The following is an 18,268-nucleotide window of genomic DNA, read 5'->3' as shown; positions in this document are numbered from 1 at the left end:
TAGTCAATGGTAAACGATGCGCAGTCTGTGCACTGGTGACAAATGACTATTGACCAACAAACGAAATAAAATGGCTTTAAAAAGAAGGACGAAAATAAGTGCCAGTTTCAGTATGTCGAGCATGACCGACATCGTGTTTTTGTTGCTTATATTCTTTATGATAACTTCCACCATGGTGCATCCCAATGCCATTAAGCTTTTAATACCCAAACAAGCTACAAAAAAAGTGGTTATTGACAAGTTTATTAACGCACGGGTTTCATCATCGGGTAGTTTTTATGTGGGCAATAAAAAGGTGTCGGAAGCTACGTTGGAAAGCGAACTGCTTAAAACATTTAATAGCACCGACAAAACTTTTATTAAGTTGAGAACAGATAAAAATGCACCTACCGGAGATGTGGCCAAAGTGTTGGACATAGCCGAATCGCACCAAATAAAAGTAGTGTTGGATATTAGATAGAACCTCGGGCAGTGCAGCGTTAACAGTCATCAAGCCACCTTAAGCTGGTAGGAGCCGCGAGATGCAACATGGACTATTGACCATTGACTAACGACCAATAAAACAACCATTGACTAATAAACTGTTAAAAAATGGGTTTAAAAAGAAGAAGTAAAGTAGATTCCGGATTTAGCATGTCGAGCATGACCGACATTGTGTTTTTGCTCCTGATATTCTTTATGATTACCTCTACCATGGTTACTCCGCCTGCCAATAAAGATTTGGTTTTACCTAAAAGTGACCATCAGGTATCTGCCAAGCCCAACACAACTATATCGGTAACAAAAGATTTAAGGTATTTTATTGCGGGTGATGAGATCTCTTTTTGGAAAATGGAACAGCGTTTGAAGGAAATTATGACGGCTGAACCTGAAACCTACATCGCGTTGCATGTAGATGAATCGGTTCCGTTTTCTGTGGTCGGCAAAATCAGGGATATTGCTGTCAGAAATAAATATAAACTTATTCTGGCCACTCAATCGAGATAGTACAAGGTTTATCAAAGTTAAAAAACGATGGAAAAAAAATATAACCGACAAGGCGTAGTAGGATCCGTGATTTTTCATGTACTGATTCTTTTGTTGTTGATTTTCTTTGGATTGACCACCCTTCCTCAGGAGGAAGAAGGCATTTTAGTAAACCTGGGCAATGTTGAAACAGGCCTGGGCCAGATTGAACCGCCTAAATCTTCCCCAAAACCAACCCCTGTGGAACCCAAAACCACGCCTCCACCGCCAACACCGAAGGAGCAATCCACCCCCAAAGCCGAAGAATCGGTTAAAACGCAAGACTTTGATGAAGCCCCTGAAATAAAAAGTGCCGAACAGCTAAAAAAAGAGAAAGAAGAAAAAATTAAAAAGCAACAGGAGGAAGAGGCCAGAAAAAAACAACAGGAAGAAGAGCGAAAATTAAAGGAAGAAGCAGACCGGATTGCCAAAGCTGAAGCCGAAGCAAAAAGACAAGCCGAGCTGGAAAGGCAACGTAAACTTGAAGCAGAAAGAAAAAAGCAAGAAGAAGAAAAAAGGATTGCTAATCAGACCAGAAACACGGTGGGTAGTGCATTTGGCAAATCCAACAGCAATAGTTCTTCGGAGGGTGATGCCGGCGGATCGGGTAACCAAGGATATGTTACAGGCGATCCCAACAGCAAAAACCGTTCGGGGAGCGGATTAGGAAATTCAGGCTCCGGTTTTTCGCTTACCGGGCGTTCGCTGGTTGGCTCATTACCACAACCTAACTATGGAATTCAGGAAGAAGGAATCATTGTAGTTCAGGTTACAGTAAACAAATATGGCCAAGTGGTAAGCGCCGAATATCAGCTAAAAGGATCTACAACACAGAATTCCACCCTAAAAAAGGCGGCCATAGATGCTGCTAAGAAAGCGAAATTTAATGCCGATCCGAACGCTGCCGCATTTCAAAAAGGAACCATCACCTATCATTTTGAACTCAATTAGATGTCAATTTTAATTTAAAGGACACCAACGGCTTTTTATCGCGGTAAATGGTTAAATAATCATACTTTTTTCCCGTCACGGGAACTTGCAGTATTAATTCATTACTCTTTTCGGATACATCTATAGGCATAGCTTTTTTGTCATCTTCAAAGGCATAACTGTAAGCAGATGTATTGTTTTTACTTTTGGTTCGCTGCCCAAACACTACCTTCACCGTATTGCCATCCGTTGCAGCAATTACTCCAATGGAAGGTTTTTTCAAAAAAATATCGGAATTAATATACAAAGGATAAAACAAGGGCAGGAGCGCAAATTCTTCTTTTAACCTATCGCACAACAACCAGTTCCTGTTTTTAGGGTAATGGTTGAGAAAAAAGTATTCCGGATCGGTCATAAAGAAAGTTTCATTATAGTACTTAATAAATTTCTTTTGTTTTTCATCCACCATACCCGCTCCCAAGGTAACATCCACCAAATACCATTTCTTATTTATCTTAACAACATTCCATACATGATTGGCTCTACCCGCTTTGCGACCGATATGCTTTAATTCTCTTTTGTAGCTGCCTTCAACAGTTTCACATTCAAGCCCTGCGTTATTACACAGTTTTTTAAACAAAAAAGCAAAACCCTTGGCAATCGCTCTTTTTTGTCTAAAAGCCTCCTCTGCTATTCCTCTATTTACTTTTTGTATTTTCCGCATTTTTTCATCCTGCGTTTTATACCTAAAGCGATAGGTAAGTTTTTTCTTTTTGGCATAATAAACTTTCGAGTCAAATTCCACATGTTTGGCAATCCAGTAAAAAATGGCACCTGCTTTATCCTCATCGCTCTGAAACTTAAGGCCAATAATTGAAGCCATATTGCCAGTGCTGGGAAATTTATCGGGCAGTGAATCTACGCTCTGTTTTACATCAAACTTTATTTGAGCAAAGGATGTGCGGCAAAACAGCACAAAAATAAGTAATAACAATAATGTATATCGTACCATGAACAATGCCTAATATGCTAGTAACAACGCAAAAATAGTAATTCACGGATAACTTTAATAACAATTATATCCGTGACTGCGGAATTTCTTTTAAACAATAATATTTTCTACACAATTTATATTTTAAGCTGTCCATAGCTCCATCGGTCAGCGAACTAAGCAATTTATTCTTACAAAGATAAATTCTATTTATTCGAACCCATTCTAATTCTTGCCTTAAAAAAGTTTACGTTAGCCGCCCCTTTTATAAAGTCTTCCATATCTTTTCCCCACAATCCATAATCCTCTGCCCTATCCTTTTTTCGCAAATATCTTCTGGCATCTTTGCCTATTTGCCTCCTCATCTCAGCTGTAATTTCAATTGTTGGGCTAAGGCCAATAGAATCATTATTAATAGCCAAATCTTCATTCTCTTTTTCGTCGAGCAAAGAATAATAAACCAATAACTTTTCGATGTTTTGTTGATAATCGGCTATACTTAGTGAATCTAATTGGGACACATATACTTCTCCCGAAATTTTAGATACAGACAAAGTCACCTTATCTGCATCACCAAAAATAACTCCTTGGAGGTAACTTGAATCGGGAATTTCAGGAAAAAGATAGAATAATCGTTTTTCGGTTTGATCGATAGTATCTCCTGCAATTGGATGAAGTTGCATAAGCTGTTGCGAATGTGTAACTAACCCAATTAAAAAAATAGGCAAGAATAAGGCTGGCTTTTTCATGGTTAACGATAGGTTGGTTATACCATGCTAATATAAGAATTAATTTGAACGATTAACCTATATCCCCAACACGCCAAACACCTCTTTCCACGAATCACGATGTAACAGGGTATAAAAGAAAAAAGCCCCCAACCATCCATGAAAAATACCCATTACAATCAGGTTCCTGTTTTTAAGATAAAGAGTGGTATAAATCAATGCCAGAAAAAACGTAGCAATAACCAATAAAACAGATGGCAAATGTACGACGGAAAATGTAAGTGCAGTAACAAGAATGATCACCCAATCGGGTATGTTATAATCACCTATTTGTTTAAGATTTCTGGCAAAAATACCGATCATCACAAATTGTTGAATAATTCCCCAAATAGGATACAACAATAAAATCGGGAAAATATGCCAACTCAGCACACTTGTTCCCAGATAAGTGCCCGCAACAATAAATATAACCACAACCATCACGGCAAACGGCAAAAACTCCAAAAAGCTTTTTTTGAACCTTTTTCCGGTGAGCCCCCAATACGACAAAACGTTACGATTTTGGAAAGACCTGAAAGCTATATAACCCACCCAGAAAGCACAGGCGACGGTCATGTAGGCCAGTCGCACTTCTAACCAGTCCATAAATATATACTTTCCGATTCCGGTAAAAACAACAGCCATCATCTCAAAAAGGCATCTTTGGTCCGAAAGTTTCATAGTTCAGTATGATTTTTCGATATACTATTGGAATATTCAACAATATAAAAACTACATGATAGGTGCAAGCAGTTCGTAAAATAAATATAAGGTCTCTGCTCCTGTTTACAACCACCTTGATTGAACAGTACGTGTAGCTTCTTGAGCAATTTCGGTATAATCGTTGAACCAAATATTAAATTTCCCAAAAGTAGTTTGTTCATTCGCCTCAAAATAAGCACCACCACCTGCTTTTAATATTCTATTCTCGTCATCACAAAGCTTTCCTATTTTCCACAAATCCTGAAAAAATTCTGCCTGTGCTTCCTTATTCATTTCAGTCCACAAACGCTTGTCTCTTAGTTTTATTTCCTTCTCCCAATTGTAGGCATCATCAGCAAACCATTGTGCCATTACTGCATCACTTGCATAGCGACATCCAGTTTGCTGATATTGCCAAACATGGGTTGATTCGTGCACCAGCAAATCAATAAAAAAGGAATTTGTTTTTAAATAGATAGTATTACCCAAAGTAAAAGCTCTTGGACTTACACCAAAAACTCCCGAGTGACCTGTAATTACCCTTAGTGTATACAGGCTCATGGAGTGTTTAAAAATTTTCCTTAACTCCATCTTCTCCACTTTGCTTAAAGGACGCTCAAAATCCTGAATATAAAATACGGTTTGTACGATGGCAATAACTTTCCCCAACACAATTATTACCAGTCCTAAAACGGGGGAAATAATATCCAAAAAGCCATTTGCAAATAACGGCCAGTGAAAAGTAAAAATACCTGCGAGTATCCTAATCACACCTGCTAAAATACCGCCTATTATACCAAAGGGAATTTTAACAAGAACAGCAAGCAAGGACATCAAACCTTTAACTATACTTCCCAACCACAACAAAGGAAAAAGAAAACCTATGATATCGCTAATCCATTTCATGGCATCAAAGAAAGCGCATCCCGGAAACTCAAAAACATAACTGATAAAGTCACCTATATCATTGATTAAGCTTTCTGTGGCATACGCTATTTTTTTTATGGCTGTTATAAATCCCATACCTATCATCTTTTATTAACAAATATCTGCTACGATCAGCATATCCTTGTTTTATATACAGATTGGCAGCAGGGTGGTTATATGTTTCAACTTCCAGAAGAATGGCACCAAGACCTTACCCCTTTGCCCTTTGTTTGATAAACCGCATAGCTTGCGTACCTACTCCTATATACCTAAAGTCTTCTTTAATGATAATCTCATCAATAAAAGCGTCACGCCCGCTAAAGCCAAAACTAAAACCAAAAGTTAAGGCTATGTATCCAATTATACAATCCTTTAACTTAATAATATAGCAAGGTCCCGGCTTTTTATCCCAATAAACTGATCCAGTGCTGCCTGCGTATTTTCTCTATTAAAAGTATAATCGTACATCCTATAAAAATTTTGCATCATTTCTAGAATTTGAGCAAAGTCCTTCCGCGTAGTTTTAACAAAATCCGGTTGTAAACTTCCTTCCCGATCCATGTTCTTCTTCCAATTTTTCCCGGCTTATCGCGCCTTTACCAAGCACTTCGGTAAAATCCAAAAAACGATTTGAATTTAGCTAGTTCAAGTTAGGATTCTGCATTCTCGAATGTATAATTTCCTCCATAATTTTGTTAATTGACTGAGTTGCTCCTTTTAGCAAATACACCGTTGTTCCTTTTTCACGGGCATAGGTATTAGTTATTTCACCAACCAGGGTAACTTCCTTAAAATATGGCCGTTCAAATTCCCTTTGTGTATCGGTATCTCTGGAATCTTTGACCAATATTACATTATTAATCACCATTTCCTCCAAAGGGTACCAATAGATATAGTCTGCGTTCATCGATACCGCATCCGTACAAATTTGCTTCGAATAATAATTGATAGCGCCTGCCTGACCATAGTTATCGCAATGTATCAGGGTATTTTCTTTGTCAGGAATTTGCATTAAAGCAGAATCTACCATATTTGCCAGTTCCTTCCAACCTAACATGTCCGCAAAATCCTGCGGTAAATCATGATCTTTTCCGTCTTCCCAACGCAGTAAACCTATTTTTTGAAAAAGTTCCTTTTTTTCAACAATTTGTTCTGGCGAAAGCACGGGCAGTACTATTTGAAACAACGCCAAAAACGACAACACAGGAATCATTATTAGCGGAAATCTTAGATAACGCAACCTACCTTTTGAGAACAGTTGCTCCGCATAAACCGAACCAAAAGCCAGCAGTACAGGGTATAAACCGATGGCATAATAACCCTTCGCCTTAAAAAAAACATAGAGGAATAAGGTAAAAAAATAACTCCAAAAAAATAATTTAAACTTCCTGAAAGGTTTGTATGTAAAAAAGGCGGCTAAGGCCAGTATAATAACAAACCAGGATCCCATAAAAAATTTGAGCTGTTCTATTATAAAATCTAATCTGCGAACATTTACCAATTGAGTTTCTGCCAAAGTGTTTAAATGCCTGATTACCGGGAAGCCGTTTTCATACTGCCAAATTAAATTAGGAGATACCAAAATAAGTCCTGCGATGAATGAAAAATACAACTGTTTATTGGCAAAAACTTTCCGGTGATTGGTAAGTAATATGGCCGGCAACAATCCCAACAGCAAAAAAACAATATTATACTTATTTAAAAAACCAACCGCAAAAGTTACAGCCGCTATCCATATCCACTTATTGCTTTCGGTATTAATATATTTGATAACGAAATAGAATATGAGCGTCCACAACAGAAACTCCAATGAATTGGGCTGATAAAGTGTATTTACCCTAACTAATACTGAAAAAATCACAGATACAGAAGCCAGGATTAACGCAAAAATCCCACCTTTTAGTTGTTCAACAATTTTCCAAACCACAACCATTGTTAGCACGCCAAACAAGGCAGGAAAAAACTTTACTGAAAAAGCGGAGTTCCCGAATTGAATAATCAGAAATGATATCCAAGCCGTAACAGGAGGAACTGAAGTATAGCCCCAGGCCAGGTGTTTACCCAAATCCAGATGTAAATATTCATCCCGATGCAATTCATATCCCGAATCTATCGCCAAAATCTGGATGGCAAATTTCAGTATAATTAAACAGCCAAGTATTGTATTTTTTTGTGCCATTAAATTCTTTTGAAGTATGAATAGTTAATATCCTGCCAATGCCAATACTTAAACTATCTATACATTGAAGAGGACGTTCCTGAATAATACCGGCCGGCAAATGTTTACATCCTGCTTTGAGGGGATATCACGTGCTAATTTGACTTCGTCGATTTTCAATTCATAGTCAAAGTGGTATATAAGTTACAAACTTTTATACAATTGCATAAGCGATTTTAATCTTTAAACCCGCAATATGCATTAGAAAATCTATTACACATTGAAATTGTTTCAAAACAAGACACTCCGCTGCTTCACTTCAACTCACCATAACGATGCTCCCGAAAGTAATCGGGACAAGTGATGCCTCGTTTCAGTAAAGCCTTGTTTTATTGCACTTTCAATGTTCACGACGAAGTTCTAATGCATCATCCGGGTTAAAAAAAGGCTTGTTTGTTAATGTATAAAAAAAGGGCGCTCCAACTGGAACGCCCTTGATAAATATGATTGTTTCAGTAATTTGCTTACTTTACAACTTCGTAGTTTAACTCAGCAAAACGCTTGTAAGTACTGTAACGCCATTTAGCATTTTCTTCAGCGGCAGCAAACAGCTCAACTGCTTCTTTAGGGAATGCTTTTAATAAGGCTGTGTAACGAACTTCCCCTTTCAAGAACTGCTGGAACAGATCCCATTGTGGCTCTTTCGAGTCTAATACAAACGGATTCTTTCCTTCGTTCTCCAACATTGGGTTGTAACGATACAGGTGCCAGTACCCACATTCAACTGCTTTCTTAGATTCATTTTGCGAAGCTCCCATACCCGCGCGCAAACCGTGGTTGATACATGGAGAATAAGCAATAATCAATGATGGTCCGGGGTAAGCTTCAGCTTCCTTAAGTGCTTTGAAATACTGCGCCTGGTTAGAACCCATGGCTACCTGAGCAACATAAACATAACCATAGGTAGTAGCCATTAAACCAAGATCTTTTTTACGAATTTTTTTACCCGAAGCAGCAAACTTAGCAACTGCACCAACAGGAGTTGACTTAGAAGCCTGACCGCCTGTGTTAGAATAAACCTCGGTATCCATGACTAATATGTTCACATCCTGACCGGAAGCCAAAACGTGATCAACACCACCGTAACCGATATCATAAGCCCATCCGTCACCTCCAAAGATCCAAACCGATTTTTTAACCAGGTAATCTTTCAACGCAAGTATTTCTTTGGCCACAGGAGCAGACTCACCTTCCAAAGCAGCAACCACAGCTTTAGATACAGCATTGGTTTTATCCCCATCTTCTTTAGCTTCAATCCAAGCCTCAAAAGCGGCTTTGGTATCAGCTTTTACGGCCGTAAGGTTTTCAGTCATCAATCGCGCAATACGGTCACGCAATTTGTTAACTCCCGTAGCCATACCTAAACCATACTCGGCATTATCTTCGAATAAAGAGTTAGCCCAAGCCGGACCTTTACCTTCCGAGTTCTTACAGTAAGGAGTTGCAGGGGCAGAACCTCCGTAAATAGAAGAACAACCGGTAGCATTCGCCACCATCATTCTATCGCCATATAACTGAGTTATTAGTTTAATGTATGGCGTTTCACCGCAACCGGCACACGCACCGGAAAACTCAAATAATGGTTGAGCAAACTGCGAAGCTTTAACATTTTGCGTTTTAGGCATAATGCTATCTTTAACAGCTACTTTCTCAGCCATGTAGCCCCAACGCTCAACTTCTGCCCGCTGTGTATCAAGAGGCTTCATTACAAGAGCCTTAGTTTTGGAAGGACAGACATCCGCACAGTTTCCACAACCAGTACAGTCAAGAGCAGATACCTGTATACGATATTGTAATCCGTCAAATCCTTTACCGTTGGCTTTTTTAGCGTTCGTTCCTTCCGGAGCATTCGCTAATTCTTCCTCGTTCAACAGGAATGGACGAATGGCAGCGTGAGGACAAACATAAGAACACTGGTTACACTGAATACAGTTGTCTACCTGCCATTCAGGAATATTTACGGCGATACCGCGCTTTTCGTAGGCAGTTGTACCTGCGGGGAAAGTACCGTCTTCGTAACCATTAAATGCTGAAACAGGAAGGTCATCACCTTTTTGTGCGTTAACCGGGAATACGATATCCTTGATAAAGTCTGGCACATCAGTTCTGAACTCAAGCCCTTTGGGCTCTAGAGATGCCCATTCGGCAGGAACTTCAACTTTAGTTACGGCTCCACCTTTTTCTACCGCCTTGTAGTTCATGTTAACGATGTCTTCACCTTTCTTACCGAAAGACTTAACAATCGCTTCTTTCATCTTTTCAACAGCAAAATCGTAAGGAATTACCTCGGCGATTTTAAAGAATGCAGACTGCATGATGGTGTTGGTACGATTACCTAAACCAATTTCTTCAGCAATAGCTGTTGCGTTAATGATATAGAAGTTTATTTCGTGAGCCGCAAGATATTGCTTAACGCCTTGTGGTAAACGATTTTTAGTTTCCTCAACATCCCAGTGAGAGTTCATTAGGAAAGTGCCTCCCTTTTTCAAACCAGATAGCATATCGTACTGCGTAAGGTATGCAGGAACGTGACAGGCTACAAAGTCAGGTGTGTTCACCAAATAAGGTGCACGTATTGGCGTATCACCAAAACGAAGGTGAGAAATAGTTATACCTCCCGATTTTTTAGAATCATAGGCGAAATAGGCTTGCGCATATTTATCGGTATTGTTACCAATAATTTTAATGGAGTTTTTGTTGGCACCTACCGTACCATCAGACCCTAAACCATAAAATTTACCTTCGAAAGTTCCATTCTGGGCAAAAGAAATTTCTTCTTTCATTGGAAGTGACTTGAAAGTAACATCATCCACAATACCTACAGTAAATTGATTTTTAGACTCAGCAGCAGCTAAGTTTTCATATACCGAGATCATTTGTGTTGGTGTAGTATCTTTAGAAGAAAGTCCATAACGTCCACCGATAATCTTAGGTGCATTGGCAACACCATTGTAAACCTCTACAATATCAAGATATAAAGGATCTCCGTTAGCTCCCGGCTCTTTAGTTCTGTCAAGCACACATAAGTTCTTACAAGTAGCAGGAACGGCTTTCAGGAAGTAATCAGCTGAGAATGGACGATATAAATGAACAGATATTAAACCTACTTTTTTACCTTCAGCGCTCAGGTAATCAATAGTTTCTTTAATAGTATCGGTAACAGAACCCATTGCAATTATTACATCAGTTGCATCTTCTGCACCATAGTAAGTAAATGGAGCATATTTACGACCTGTAATCTTGCTAATCTCGTCCATATACTTAGCTACCATATCAGGAATTGCATCGTAATATTTATTGGAAGCCTCACGAGTCTGGAAGTAAATATCCGGGTTTTGGGCAGTACCGCGGGTAACCGGATGCTCTGGATTAAGCGCATTGTCGCGGAAAGCCTGAAGTTTTTCCTGATCAATTAATCCTTTAAGGTCTTCTTGATCCATGCACTCAATCTTTTGAATCTCGTGAGAAGTACGGAATCCATCAAAGAAATGTAAGAAAGGAATTTTTGATTCAATAGACGCAAGGTGAGCAATTCCGGCCAGGTCCATTACCTCTTGAACACTACCGGTAGCTAACATAGCAAAACCAGTCTGACGCGCAGACATCACATCACTGTGGTCGCCAAAAATAGATAGCGCCTGAGCGGCTAATGAACGAGCACTTACGTGGAAAACTCCCGGCAACAACTCACCGGCAATTTTGTACATGTTAGGAATCATCAAAAGTAACCCCTGCGATGCAGTAAAGGTTGAAGTCAACGCACCTGCTTGTAACGAACCATGAACGGCACCGGCAGCACCGGCTTCTGACTGCATTTCCTCTACTTTTACAGTCTCACCAAAAATGTTTTTTCTTCCACCGGCAGCCCATTCGTCGATGTACTCCGCCATAGTTGAAGAAGGCGTTATTGGATAGATTGCAGCTACCTCGCTAAACATATAAGCGATATGTGAAGCGGCATAATTACCATCACAGGTAATAAACTTCTTTTCTTTAGCCATTTGTTTAATATTTAAGTTTTAACTACTATTATTTAGAATTATTCTAATTTACTGAATGTCAGACAATAAAAATACAACAATATGTCGATTACATCTACATTTTTAATATAAAAATCCGAAAAGCCATAAAGGAATGTTCCCCTGGCTTCCTATCTCCACCATATCTCGTGCTTGCAATATCCCCGGTTTAGCTTTATCACTGCCTCCGTTGCCACAAATTACAAATTGATGCTTGTCGTCAACCTTAAAATCAGCCTCTTTAGAGTAGGTTAATTCGTGACTACATCCCACCTGATTGTAAAAGAATGTTTTATGTAAAATATCTTTTGCCGGTTCCGCCCTGCGTATCGAATATACCAGGTTAGGATTGTGCAAATAAATCATAGATGGTTTCTTTTGCATATCCTCAGGTCCATCATACAACAGTTTTACCAAACGCGCCTGGCGCAAATAATAAAGGTAGTTCATTACAGTGGCTCTGGAAGTATTGATATGTGCGCTTAGCTTACTCACATTAGGTTGAAAAGGAGCTTCACCCCCAATTTTATATAATAACTTCCTTAACCGCGGCAAATATTTCAGTTCAATCTGACGAAGAAAACTAATGTCAATCTCCAATATTAGGTTGAGACTTTTCATCAGATTCTCTGCATAATGTGTATTATCCAAAAAAAACGGATAGTAACCGTGTTTCAGATAATCGCCAAAGTAAGCCAATGGTCTAATCCGGGTAACTATATCCCTGGCTAACTCCTCATGCCTTTCCAAAATTTCCGAAAGAGAATATGACTCAAAGGAGACGCCCGTTTTAAGTTCCAGGAATTCTCTGAACGAAAACCCTTCCAGTTTATAGGAATGAACTATTTCTTTTAGGTGTGGGTTTTCTTCGCGCAACCTCATCACGGTAGAACCCGAAAACACAATCTGCAAATCCGTAAAATTGTCGTAACAGTATTTCAGTTCTTCCGACCAACCCGGATATTTATATACCTGATCCAGCACCAGTGTTTTGCCCCCTGTTTTTCGGAACTGATCGGCAAATGACACAATGGTGTTTTCGCTAAAGTAGAGATTATTCAAGTTTACATACAGGCATGCTCTATCCGTTCCATAGGTACGCTTGGCAAAATCCAGCAGAAAGTCGGTTTTACCAACTCCCCTGGTTCCCTTAATTCCGATTAAACGATGGTTCCAATCAATTTCGTCCATTAACTTACGTCGCAAAGGCACTTGTAAGTTTTCAATCAGATATTTATGTGTTTCAAAAAATGACTGCACGCTGTCTTTTTGTAATTTTAACATGACAAATGTAATATTCGCAGCCATAAAATTGCAATCTCTACATTACATTTTTACCCCCAAGATGTAATTTATACTTATTAAAAATAAGACTTTTTTACCACGTTGACTTTATAAATGGAGAAAGTAGCGATGCGTTGTAAGAGGTAAAAGATGAGTAAAAAGCACGGTGCGGTGAGTAAAAAGCGAAGACATAAGAAGGGAGAAGAGAGCAAAAAACACAAGGTGAGAAACAGCGTATGGAAAATACAGCACCCCCACCTTCCTTACCACGCAATTGTTCTTCACCCGGCCCAAGGCCATGGGAAGAGCCCTGACAACACTTATACTATAGATCACTGACATTTGACCGGTAACCGATGACCATCGATTGAAGACTGCCGACCATTGACTGATGACTGTTGACTGATGACTACCCTTCCAGCCAGTTCTTAAACTCCTTAATCCTCTCACGCGAAACCAGCATATCATCTTCCCGGTAAGCTTGTATTTTAACCTTTATACGAGCGGGTCCAAGTGATACCACATCCTCAAGCGAGGCTAATGAAATAATATGCTTTCTGTTGATTCTAAAAAAAATTGCAGGGTCAAGCATATCCACTAGCCTATCCAGTGCATAATCTACCAGGTAGTTTTTACCCATTTTAGTCAGGAGGTAAGTCGCTTTTTCGAAGCTGTAAAAGCAGGCTATTTCGGCGGTGTTAACGGGGCGAATATGCGCACCAACCTTCACAACAAATCGATCTTTATATTCGGGGGTTTTATTCTGGATGGCTTCCAGCAGTTTTGAAATATCCGGCATCGAAGGTTTCACCTCTTCTTTTTGGGCGAAGCTCCTGTATTTGCTCAACGCATCGCACAATGCGTTTTTGGTCAGTGGTTTCAGTAAATAATCAACACTGTTTACCTTAAAAGCCTGGAGAGCGTATTGGTCATAAGCAGTGGTAAATATGATAAACGAGGCAACCGTCACCCTGTTAAATATTTCGAAACAAATACCATCGCCCAAATGCACATCCATAAATATTAAAGGGGGATGCATGTTTGACTTCAACCATTCTTCTGCGCTTGAAACACTGTCCAACACATCCACCACTTCAATTTCCGAATCACATTCTTTCATCAAAACCGAGAGATGTGTGGCTGCCAATGGCTCATCTTCTATAATTAAAACTTTCATCATTCAGGCAACGTTTTCTTCCATACGTAACAAAGGTACTTTAACGGTAAAGTGCGAATCCGTATTTTCAACTACAAAATTACGATCCGTTAAAAACTTATATCTTTCGCCCAGATTTTTCAGTCCCAACTTTTCTCCGTCAACAGGATTTAAATAGGGTTTCAAGTTGTTTTCCACCACTAAATAATCATCCTGTAAAAATAATCTGATTTTTAATTTATTCTCCTTACTGACCTGATTATGCTTGATGGCGTTTTCTACCAACATTTGCAAAGTCATCGGGATAAGTTGAAAATCATCTAAATTATCTATTTGTGTTTCGACAATAATATTATCGCCAAAACGTTCCTTTTGTAGGTTAATATATTGGTTTACAAATTGCATTTCTTCTTTCACCGAAACTATTTCCTTACCTCTAAATCCCAGGAGATCCCTATAAAAACCGGATAGTTTGTCCACAAACACCCCTGCCCTTTCTGCATCTAACTTAATCAAGGAACTTAATACATTTAAGCTGTTGAACAAGAAATGCGGATTAACCTGATTTCTCAACACCTTATATTGCAACGATATAGCTTCTTGTTTAAGTTTTTCTTTCGCCAACAGCGATTCCTGCCATTCAAAAAAGAATGCCCTGGCATAAAAAAACTGAGTGATAAAATACAGAACCGCATACTCCAAAAGCAATATTTTTTTCCCAAATGGCCAAAACTCATCCCAGCTTAAATCCATTAAAAAGCCATACCAAAACCAATTGGTAAAAAGTATTACTATGGATGAATACGCCGTGGTTACCAAAAATGCGATAAAAAAACTGCTGACAGGGCGTTTGATCCAGGAAAGCCATCGCTTATCTACCAAACAAAAAACAAAACCGTTGGCAAAAAGACCATATCCGATCATCAAGGAATAACCCGCATTATAAAGGAAATTTTTAAAACTGGAAGGCAGACGTCCGCCCAACACAAGTGCCGACACTGTTCCGATCAGGATACAGATTCCACCAATGATTAAGAACTTTTTGAGGTTCCATCTATTCTGTTTTTTATTCAACTTTCCCATTCCTTTTTACTTTTGCTTATTCCATCCATATTTTAAAAACTTTTCCAAAGTTTAAAACTTTGGGAAAGGCAAGTTTTCGAATACCCTACTCCTCTTTGCACTGTTCCAACATTTTATGATTGTGCCATTGTCCCCACGAAGGCCACAAATCCCCCCTTGCGCTATTGTTATTAAAAAGCGTATCGGCCTTTTCAAACAGCACTTTCGCTTTTTTCTTTCCTCCACCAAACATCGCCGGCGTATGATATATATTGTTACCCCTGCAATAATACAGTCTGGGATTTTTATTGTCCAGGGCCTCTGCTTTATCCAATTCACCATTCGAAAGCATGGAATATTTCATTCCCCTGGCCGGACCTGTAATCCGCATGGAATAGAGCAAAGCCTGTAAGACGTGTATTTCCGATTCCTTAGGTTTCGATTCCAAAAGCCTGTCCATATAGCTTTGAGCCAAATCTAAATGTTTGTCAATTTCGTCTTCGTCTTTTATAAAAAAGGCGATTCGCACCAACGAATACGTAGCGTAATATAATGGCAACCAATCCTCCTTTTCTTTTTCAGCCACCCGGTAAAAAGCGGCTGAAACAGCCGTTAATTCTTGGGCCGTTTTTGATTGATACATTTTTTCAATGTTTTGCTGCATTACTTCTTCATAATTTTCCGCATTAATATCCATCTTAAATACAAAAACAAGAATGAACACTGTTAATATAACTGTTAGCTTTTTCATGATGATAATAATTTATGCCAATCGTACCTGGCTGTTATTTTAAAGTTATAAATATTCCTATAAAAGCAAACTGCTGAATGTCATTTGTTATAGGCAGGTAAACAGAAGCTCCATCTGATTTGCGGACGGGACTTTGTTGATATCCGTATACATTTTTTGATCCCAACGCATTGGACAAAGACAAGTGAATAATGGTTTGATTGCCGAAAACTTGCGTAATATGACTCAGATTCAAATTAAGTTCGTGCGTTACATCACCTGGGTGGGTGATTTTTCCGTTGGACGTATTCTCGTACCAGTTTCTTCCACTCGCTATCCAATATGTCCCTCCCAACAGACACCGAACAGCCGAGATCCAATATTTCCCCACCGCCGAGAAGTTATGGTTAGATACAAAACCTGGCTGCGCCCTAAAGTCAAAACTCTTATATTTTCTGTGTGTATCGATATAGGAGTACGAAAGCCAATATTCCAGGAATTTGATGGATTCGTTATCCCGCCAAAACAAATCCAGTCCAATCGCCTCTCCGCTCCCTGTATTGTTATAATATTCCGCATCATAGAGTTCCTGCCCATCATATTTCACCAGTTGTGAATATTTTTTGTAATAGGACTCTATCCTAAAAAAACGCTCGTCCGTGCTTCCTGTTTGATATCCCAAAATATAGTGTGTCGCTCTTTCAAAATTCAGGTCGGATGAAAATTTTAATTCATCGGGATGCGGGTTCTGATAAAAATGCCCGTAGGATGCTGATATCTGACTCCGTTTTCCTGTTGCGACGGCCATTCCAAGTCGCGGTGCCAGACTGCTGCGTTTTAACAAAGACGAATATTCGTACCTGACACCAGTTGACAAGGCCATATTTCCAGAGAGCTGCAACTGTGATTCTGCAAAAGCGCCCGATAAAAAATCCTGAAACTGAGGATTAAAATCGGATGAATCGGGATGCGCTCTGTACGTCTGAGAATAATCGGTTAATGTATTGCTCACGCCGTACCTCAGCTTGATTCCATCGCCCAATTCATGAATCAACATCGCTCGTGACTCCGAATTTGTTTCCCTGTTTCGGATATGCTGCGATGCGTATGTTATATCGGGATTGTCGATAGTTATCGAAACGCCTGCCTTAATGGATGTATTATCGTTCAAGGGCTGACGATAGGTAATATTCCCGTAATAATTGTTGTTTTTCGATTCGGTGGTATACCAAATATCATCAACTCCACCATTTGTTTTAAAACGGGTTTCCCCAACATCTGCCGTAAAATAAGCTTTCAGCATTCCATTCGTTTTGGTTTTATGCCGATAGATAATACTTGCGCTCCCCGCTTCCGTAGGCTTTTCCCAATCAAATTTGGTTTTTACCATTCCGTAATAAGCAGCCATATTGATATAACTTCCTAATATCGAAATGGAATTATTCTTCCACGTTTCGGTTATATTGGCTTCCGCTCCTAGACTCATCAACGACAGCGACAAAACATCTTCGGTAAACAAATCGTTACTTTCCAATACCAATACCGATGACAAAGCCTGGCCATATTCCGCTGAGTATCCCCCGGTATTAAACATCACACCTGAAAACAATGACGGAGAAAACCGTCCGCGGGTTGGCACATCCGGAACTTTGGAGTAATAAGGTTTTCCGGCAAGAACGCCATCAATCACTGTTTTTGTTTCATATGCCTCACCACCTCTTACCAACAATCTACCGTCGTCATTGGCCTGCTGTGTGCCGGGCAAGGTATTTAAAGCGCCTGTTATACTTCCCAACGATCCCGCGGTTGTGTAGATATCGCGCGACTTCATGACGGAAGCCTTATGTTTGTCTCCTGCCGCAATATTTCCTGCAGTTACTGTAACCGCCTCAATACTCTGCGTGCTTTCTTTCAAAAGGATGTCAATATGATGATCTCCTATCGAAATTTCTTGTTCAAATGGTTTATATCCGATAAAACTCGCAACCAATATTAATTCTCCCAGCGTTGGTGTTAGCACTTCAAAATACCCGTTTATATCACTGATACCTCCATCATAAGTATCTTTAAAAAAGATATTAACGCCTACAATAGGCTCCCCTTTTTTATTGGTTACATGGCCTATAACACGAGTTTGCGCAACCAAATGGACGGAAATAACGAATAGGATTGCAAAAAGGACTGCCTTCATGATTCAGTGTTATTTTTAATGACAGTTCAAAATTGCCAACAAACACCCGAAAGACGAAAAAGAGATGACCGAACGGTTGTTTTTTTAGGATAAGTCGTATTTGGTCATTGTCTGATTAGTCATTGGCCATGGTTTGCTCAATTCCCATTTAAAAATTAAGGATGTAAAAAGCCGTGGTTATTAAATCCACAACATGCATTAGAAATCCTGTTACGCGATTAAGCTATTTCAAAACAAAACGTTTTACTCAGTGCTTCAACTCAACAGAGCGGTGCTACACCTCGTT

At 39.3% G+C, this 18,268-nt stretch carries 14 protein-coding genes and 1 pseudogene; 3 read left to right on the top strand and 12 right to left on the bottom strand.

Going from position 1 to position 18,268, the window contains the following annotated elements; genetic code table 11:
• Positions 1-70: 70 nt before the first annotated feature.
• The 3 genes from ACRD64_RS15200 (at position 71) to tolA (ending at position 1,956) form a co-directional block, all read left to right on the top strand.
• Entirely contained in the window at positions 71-460 is a 390-nt protein-coding gene (locus ACRD64_RS15200) for an ExbD/TolR family protein (protein WP_430934302.1), read from the top strand.
• A 131-nt stretch (positions 461-591) separates the two neighbouring features.
• On the top strand, positions 592-987 hold the full coding sequence (locus ACRD64_RS15195) for an ExbD/TolR family protein (protein ID WP_430934301.1): 396 nt from the start codon (positions 592-594) through the stop codon (positions 985-987).
• Between the two features lie 27 nt (positions 988-1,014).
• On the top strand, positions 1,015-1,956 hold the full coding sequence (tolA, locus tag ACRD64_RS15190) for a cell envelope integrity protein TolA (protein ID WP_430934300.1): 942 nt from the start codon (positions 1,015-1,017) through the stop codon (positions 1,954-1,956).
• On the opposite strand, the gene ACRD64_RS15185 is transcribed toward tolA, so the two are convergent.
• The 12 genes and pseudogenes from ACRD64_RS15185 to ACRD64_RS15130 form a co-directional block, all read right to left on the bottom strand.
• The gene (locus tag ACRD64_RS15185) at positions 1,949-2,947 is read right to left on the bottom strand and encodes a transglutaminase domain-containing protein (protein WP_430934299.1); all 999 of its coding nucleotides are present in this window, start codon (positions 2,945-2,947) and stop codon (positions 1,949-1,951) included. The two genes, tolA and ACRD64_RS15185, sit on opposite strands and share 8 nt — an antisense overlap.
• 185 nt (positions 2,948-3,132) lie before the next feature.
• Complete coding sequence (locus tag ACRD64_RS15180; protein WP_430934298.1) at positions 3,133-3,675, bottom strand: hypothetical protein; 543 nt, start codon at positions 3,673-3,675, stop codon at positions 3,133-3,135.
• A gap of 57 nt (positions 3,676-3,732) precedes the next feature.
• Entirely contained in the window at positions 3,733-4,374 is a 642-nt protein-coding gene (locus tag ACRD64_RS15175) for a CPBP family glutamic-type intramembrane protease (protein WP_430934297.1), read from the bottom strand.
• A gap of 105 nt (positions 4,375-4,479) precedes the next feature.
• Positions 4,480-5,418, bottom strand: a complete 939-nt coding sequence (locus tag ACRD64_RS15170; RefSeq protein ID WP_430934296.1) for a hypothetical protein — start codon at positions 5,416-5,418, stop codon at positions 4,480-4,482.
• A gap of 115 nt (positions 5,419-5,533) precedes the next feature.
• Positions 5,534-5,719 (bottom strand): annotated as a pseudogene (locus ACRD64_RS15165) (GNAT family N-acetyltransferase); the annotation flags it as partial.
• A 243-nt stretch (positions 5,720-5,962) separates the two neighbouring features.
• Entirely contained in the window at positions 5,963-7,501 is a 1,539-nt protein-coding gene (locus ACRD64_RS15160) for a glycosyltransferase family 39 protein (RefSeq protein WP_430934295.1), read from the bottom strand.
• A gap of 503 nt (positions 7,502-8,004) precedes the next feature.
• Positions 8,005-11,541, bottom strand: coding sequence for a pyruvate:ferredoxin (flavodoxin) oxidoreductase (gene nifJ / locus ACRD64_RS15155; RefSeq protein ID WP_430934294.1), 3,537 nt, complete (start codon positions 11,539-11,541; stop codon positions 8,005-8,007).
• A gap of 102 nt (positions 11,542-11,643) precedes the next feature.
• Positions 11,644-12,843, bottom strand: coding sequence for an AAA family ATPase (locus ACRD64_RS15150; protein WP_430934293.1), 1,200 nt, complete (start codon positions 12,841-12,843; stop codon positions 11,644-11,646).
• 409 nt (positions 12,844-13,252) lie between these two features.
• Positions 13,253-14,023 (bottom strand): LytR/AlgR family response regulator transcription factor, encoded by a 771-nt coding sequence (locus ACRD64_RS15145; protein WP_430934292.1) that lies wholly within the window; start codon positions 14,021-14,023, stop codon positions 13,253-13,255.
• Positions 14,024-15,082, bottom strand: a complete 1,059-nt coding sequence (locus ACRD64_RS15140) for a sensor histidine kinase (RefSeq protein ID WP_430934291.1) — start codon at positions 15,080-15,082, stop codon at positions 14,024-14,026.
• A gap of 85 nt (positions 15,083-15,167) precedes the next feature.
• On the bottom strand, positions 15,168-15,812 hold the full coding sequence (locus ACRD64_RS15135) for a hypothetical protein (protein ID WP_430934290.1): 645 nt from the start codon (positions 15,810-15,812) through the stop codon (positions 15,168-15,170).
• Between the two features lie 34 nt (positions 15,813-15,846).
• Positions 15,847-17,982, bottom strand: coding sequence for a TonB-dependent receptor (locus ACRD64_RS15130; RefSeq protein WP_430934289.1), 2,136 nt, complete (start codon positions 17,980-17,982; stop codon positions 15,847-15,849).
• Between the last annotated feature and the right edge of the window lie 286 nt (positions 17,983-18,268).

The sequence above is a fragment of the Saccharicrinis sp. 156 genome (assembly GCF_050589685.1).
GTDB lineage: Bacteria > Bacteroidota > Bacteroidia > Bacteroidales > Marinilabiliaceae > Saccharicrinis.
Note: the sequence above shows the minus strand (reverse complement) of the source record. Positions and strands in the feature narration are given on the sequence as shown.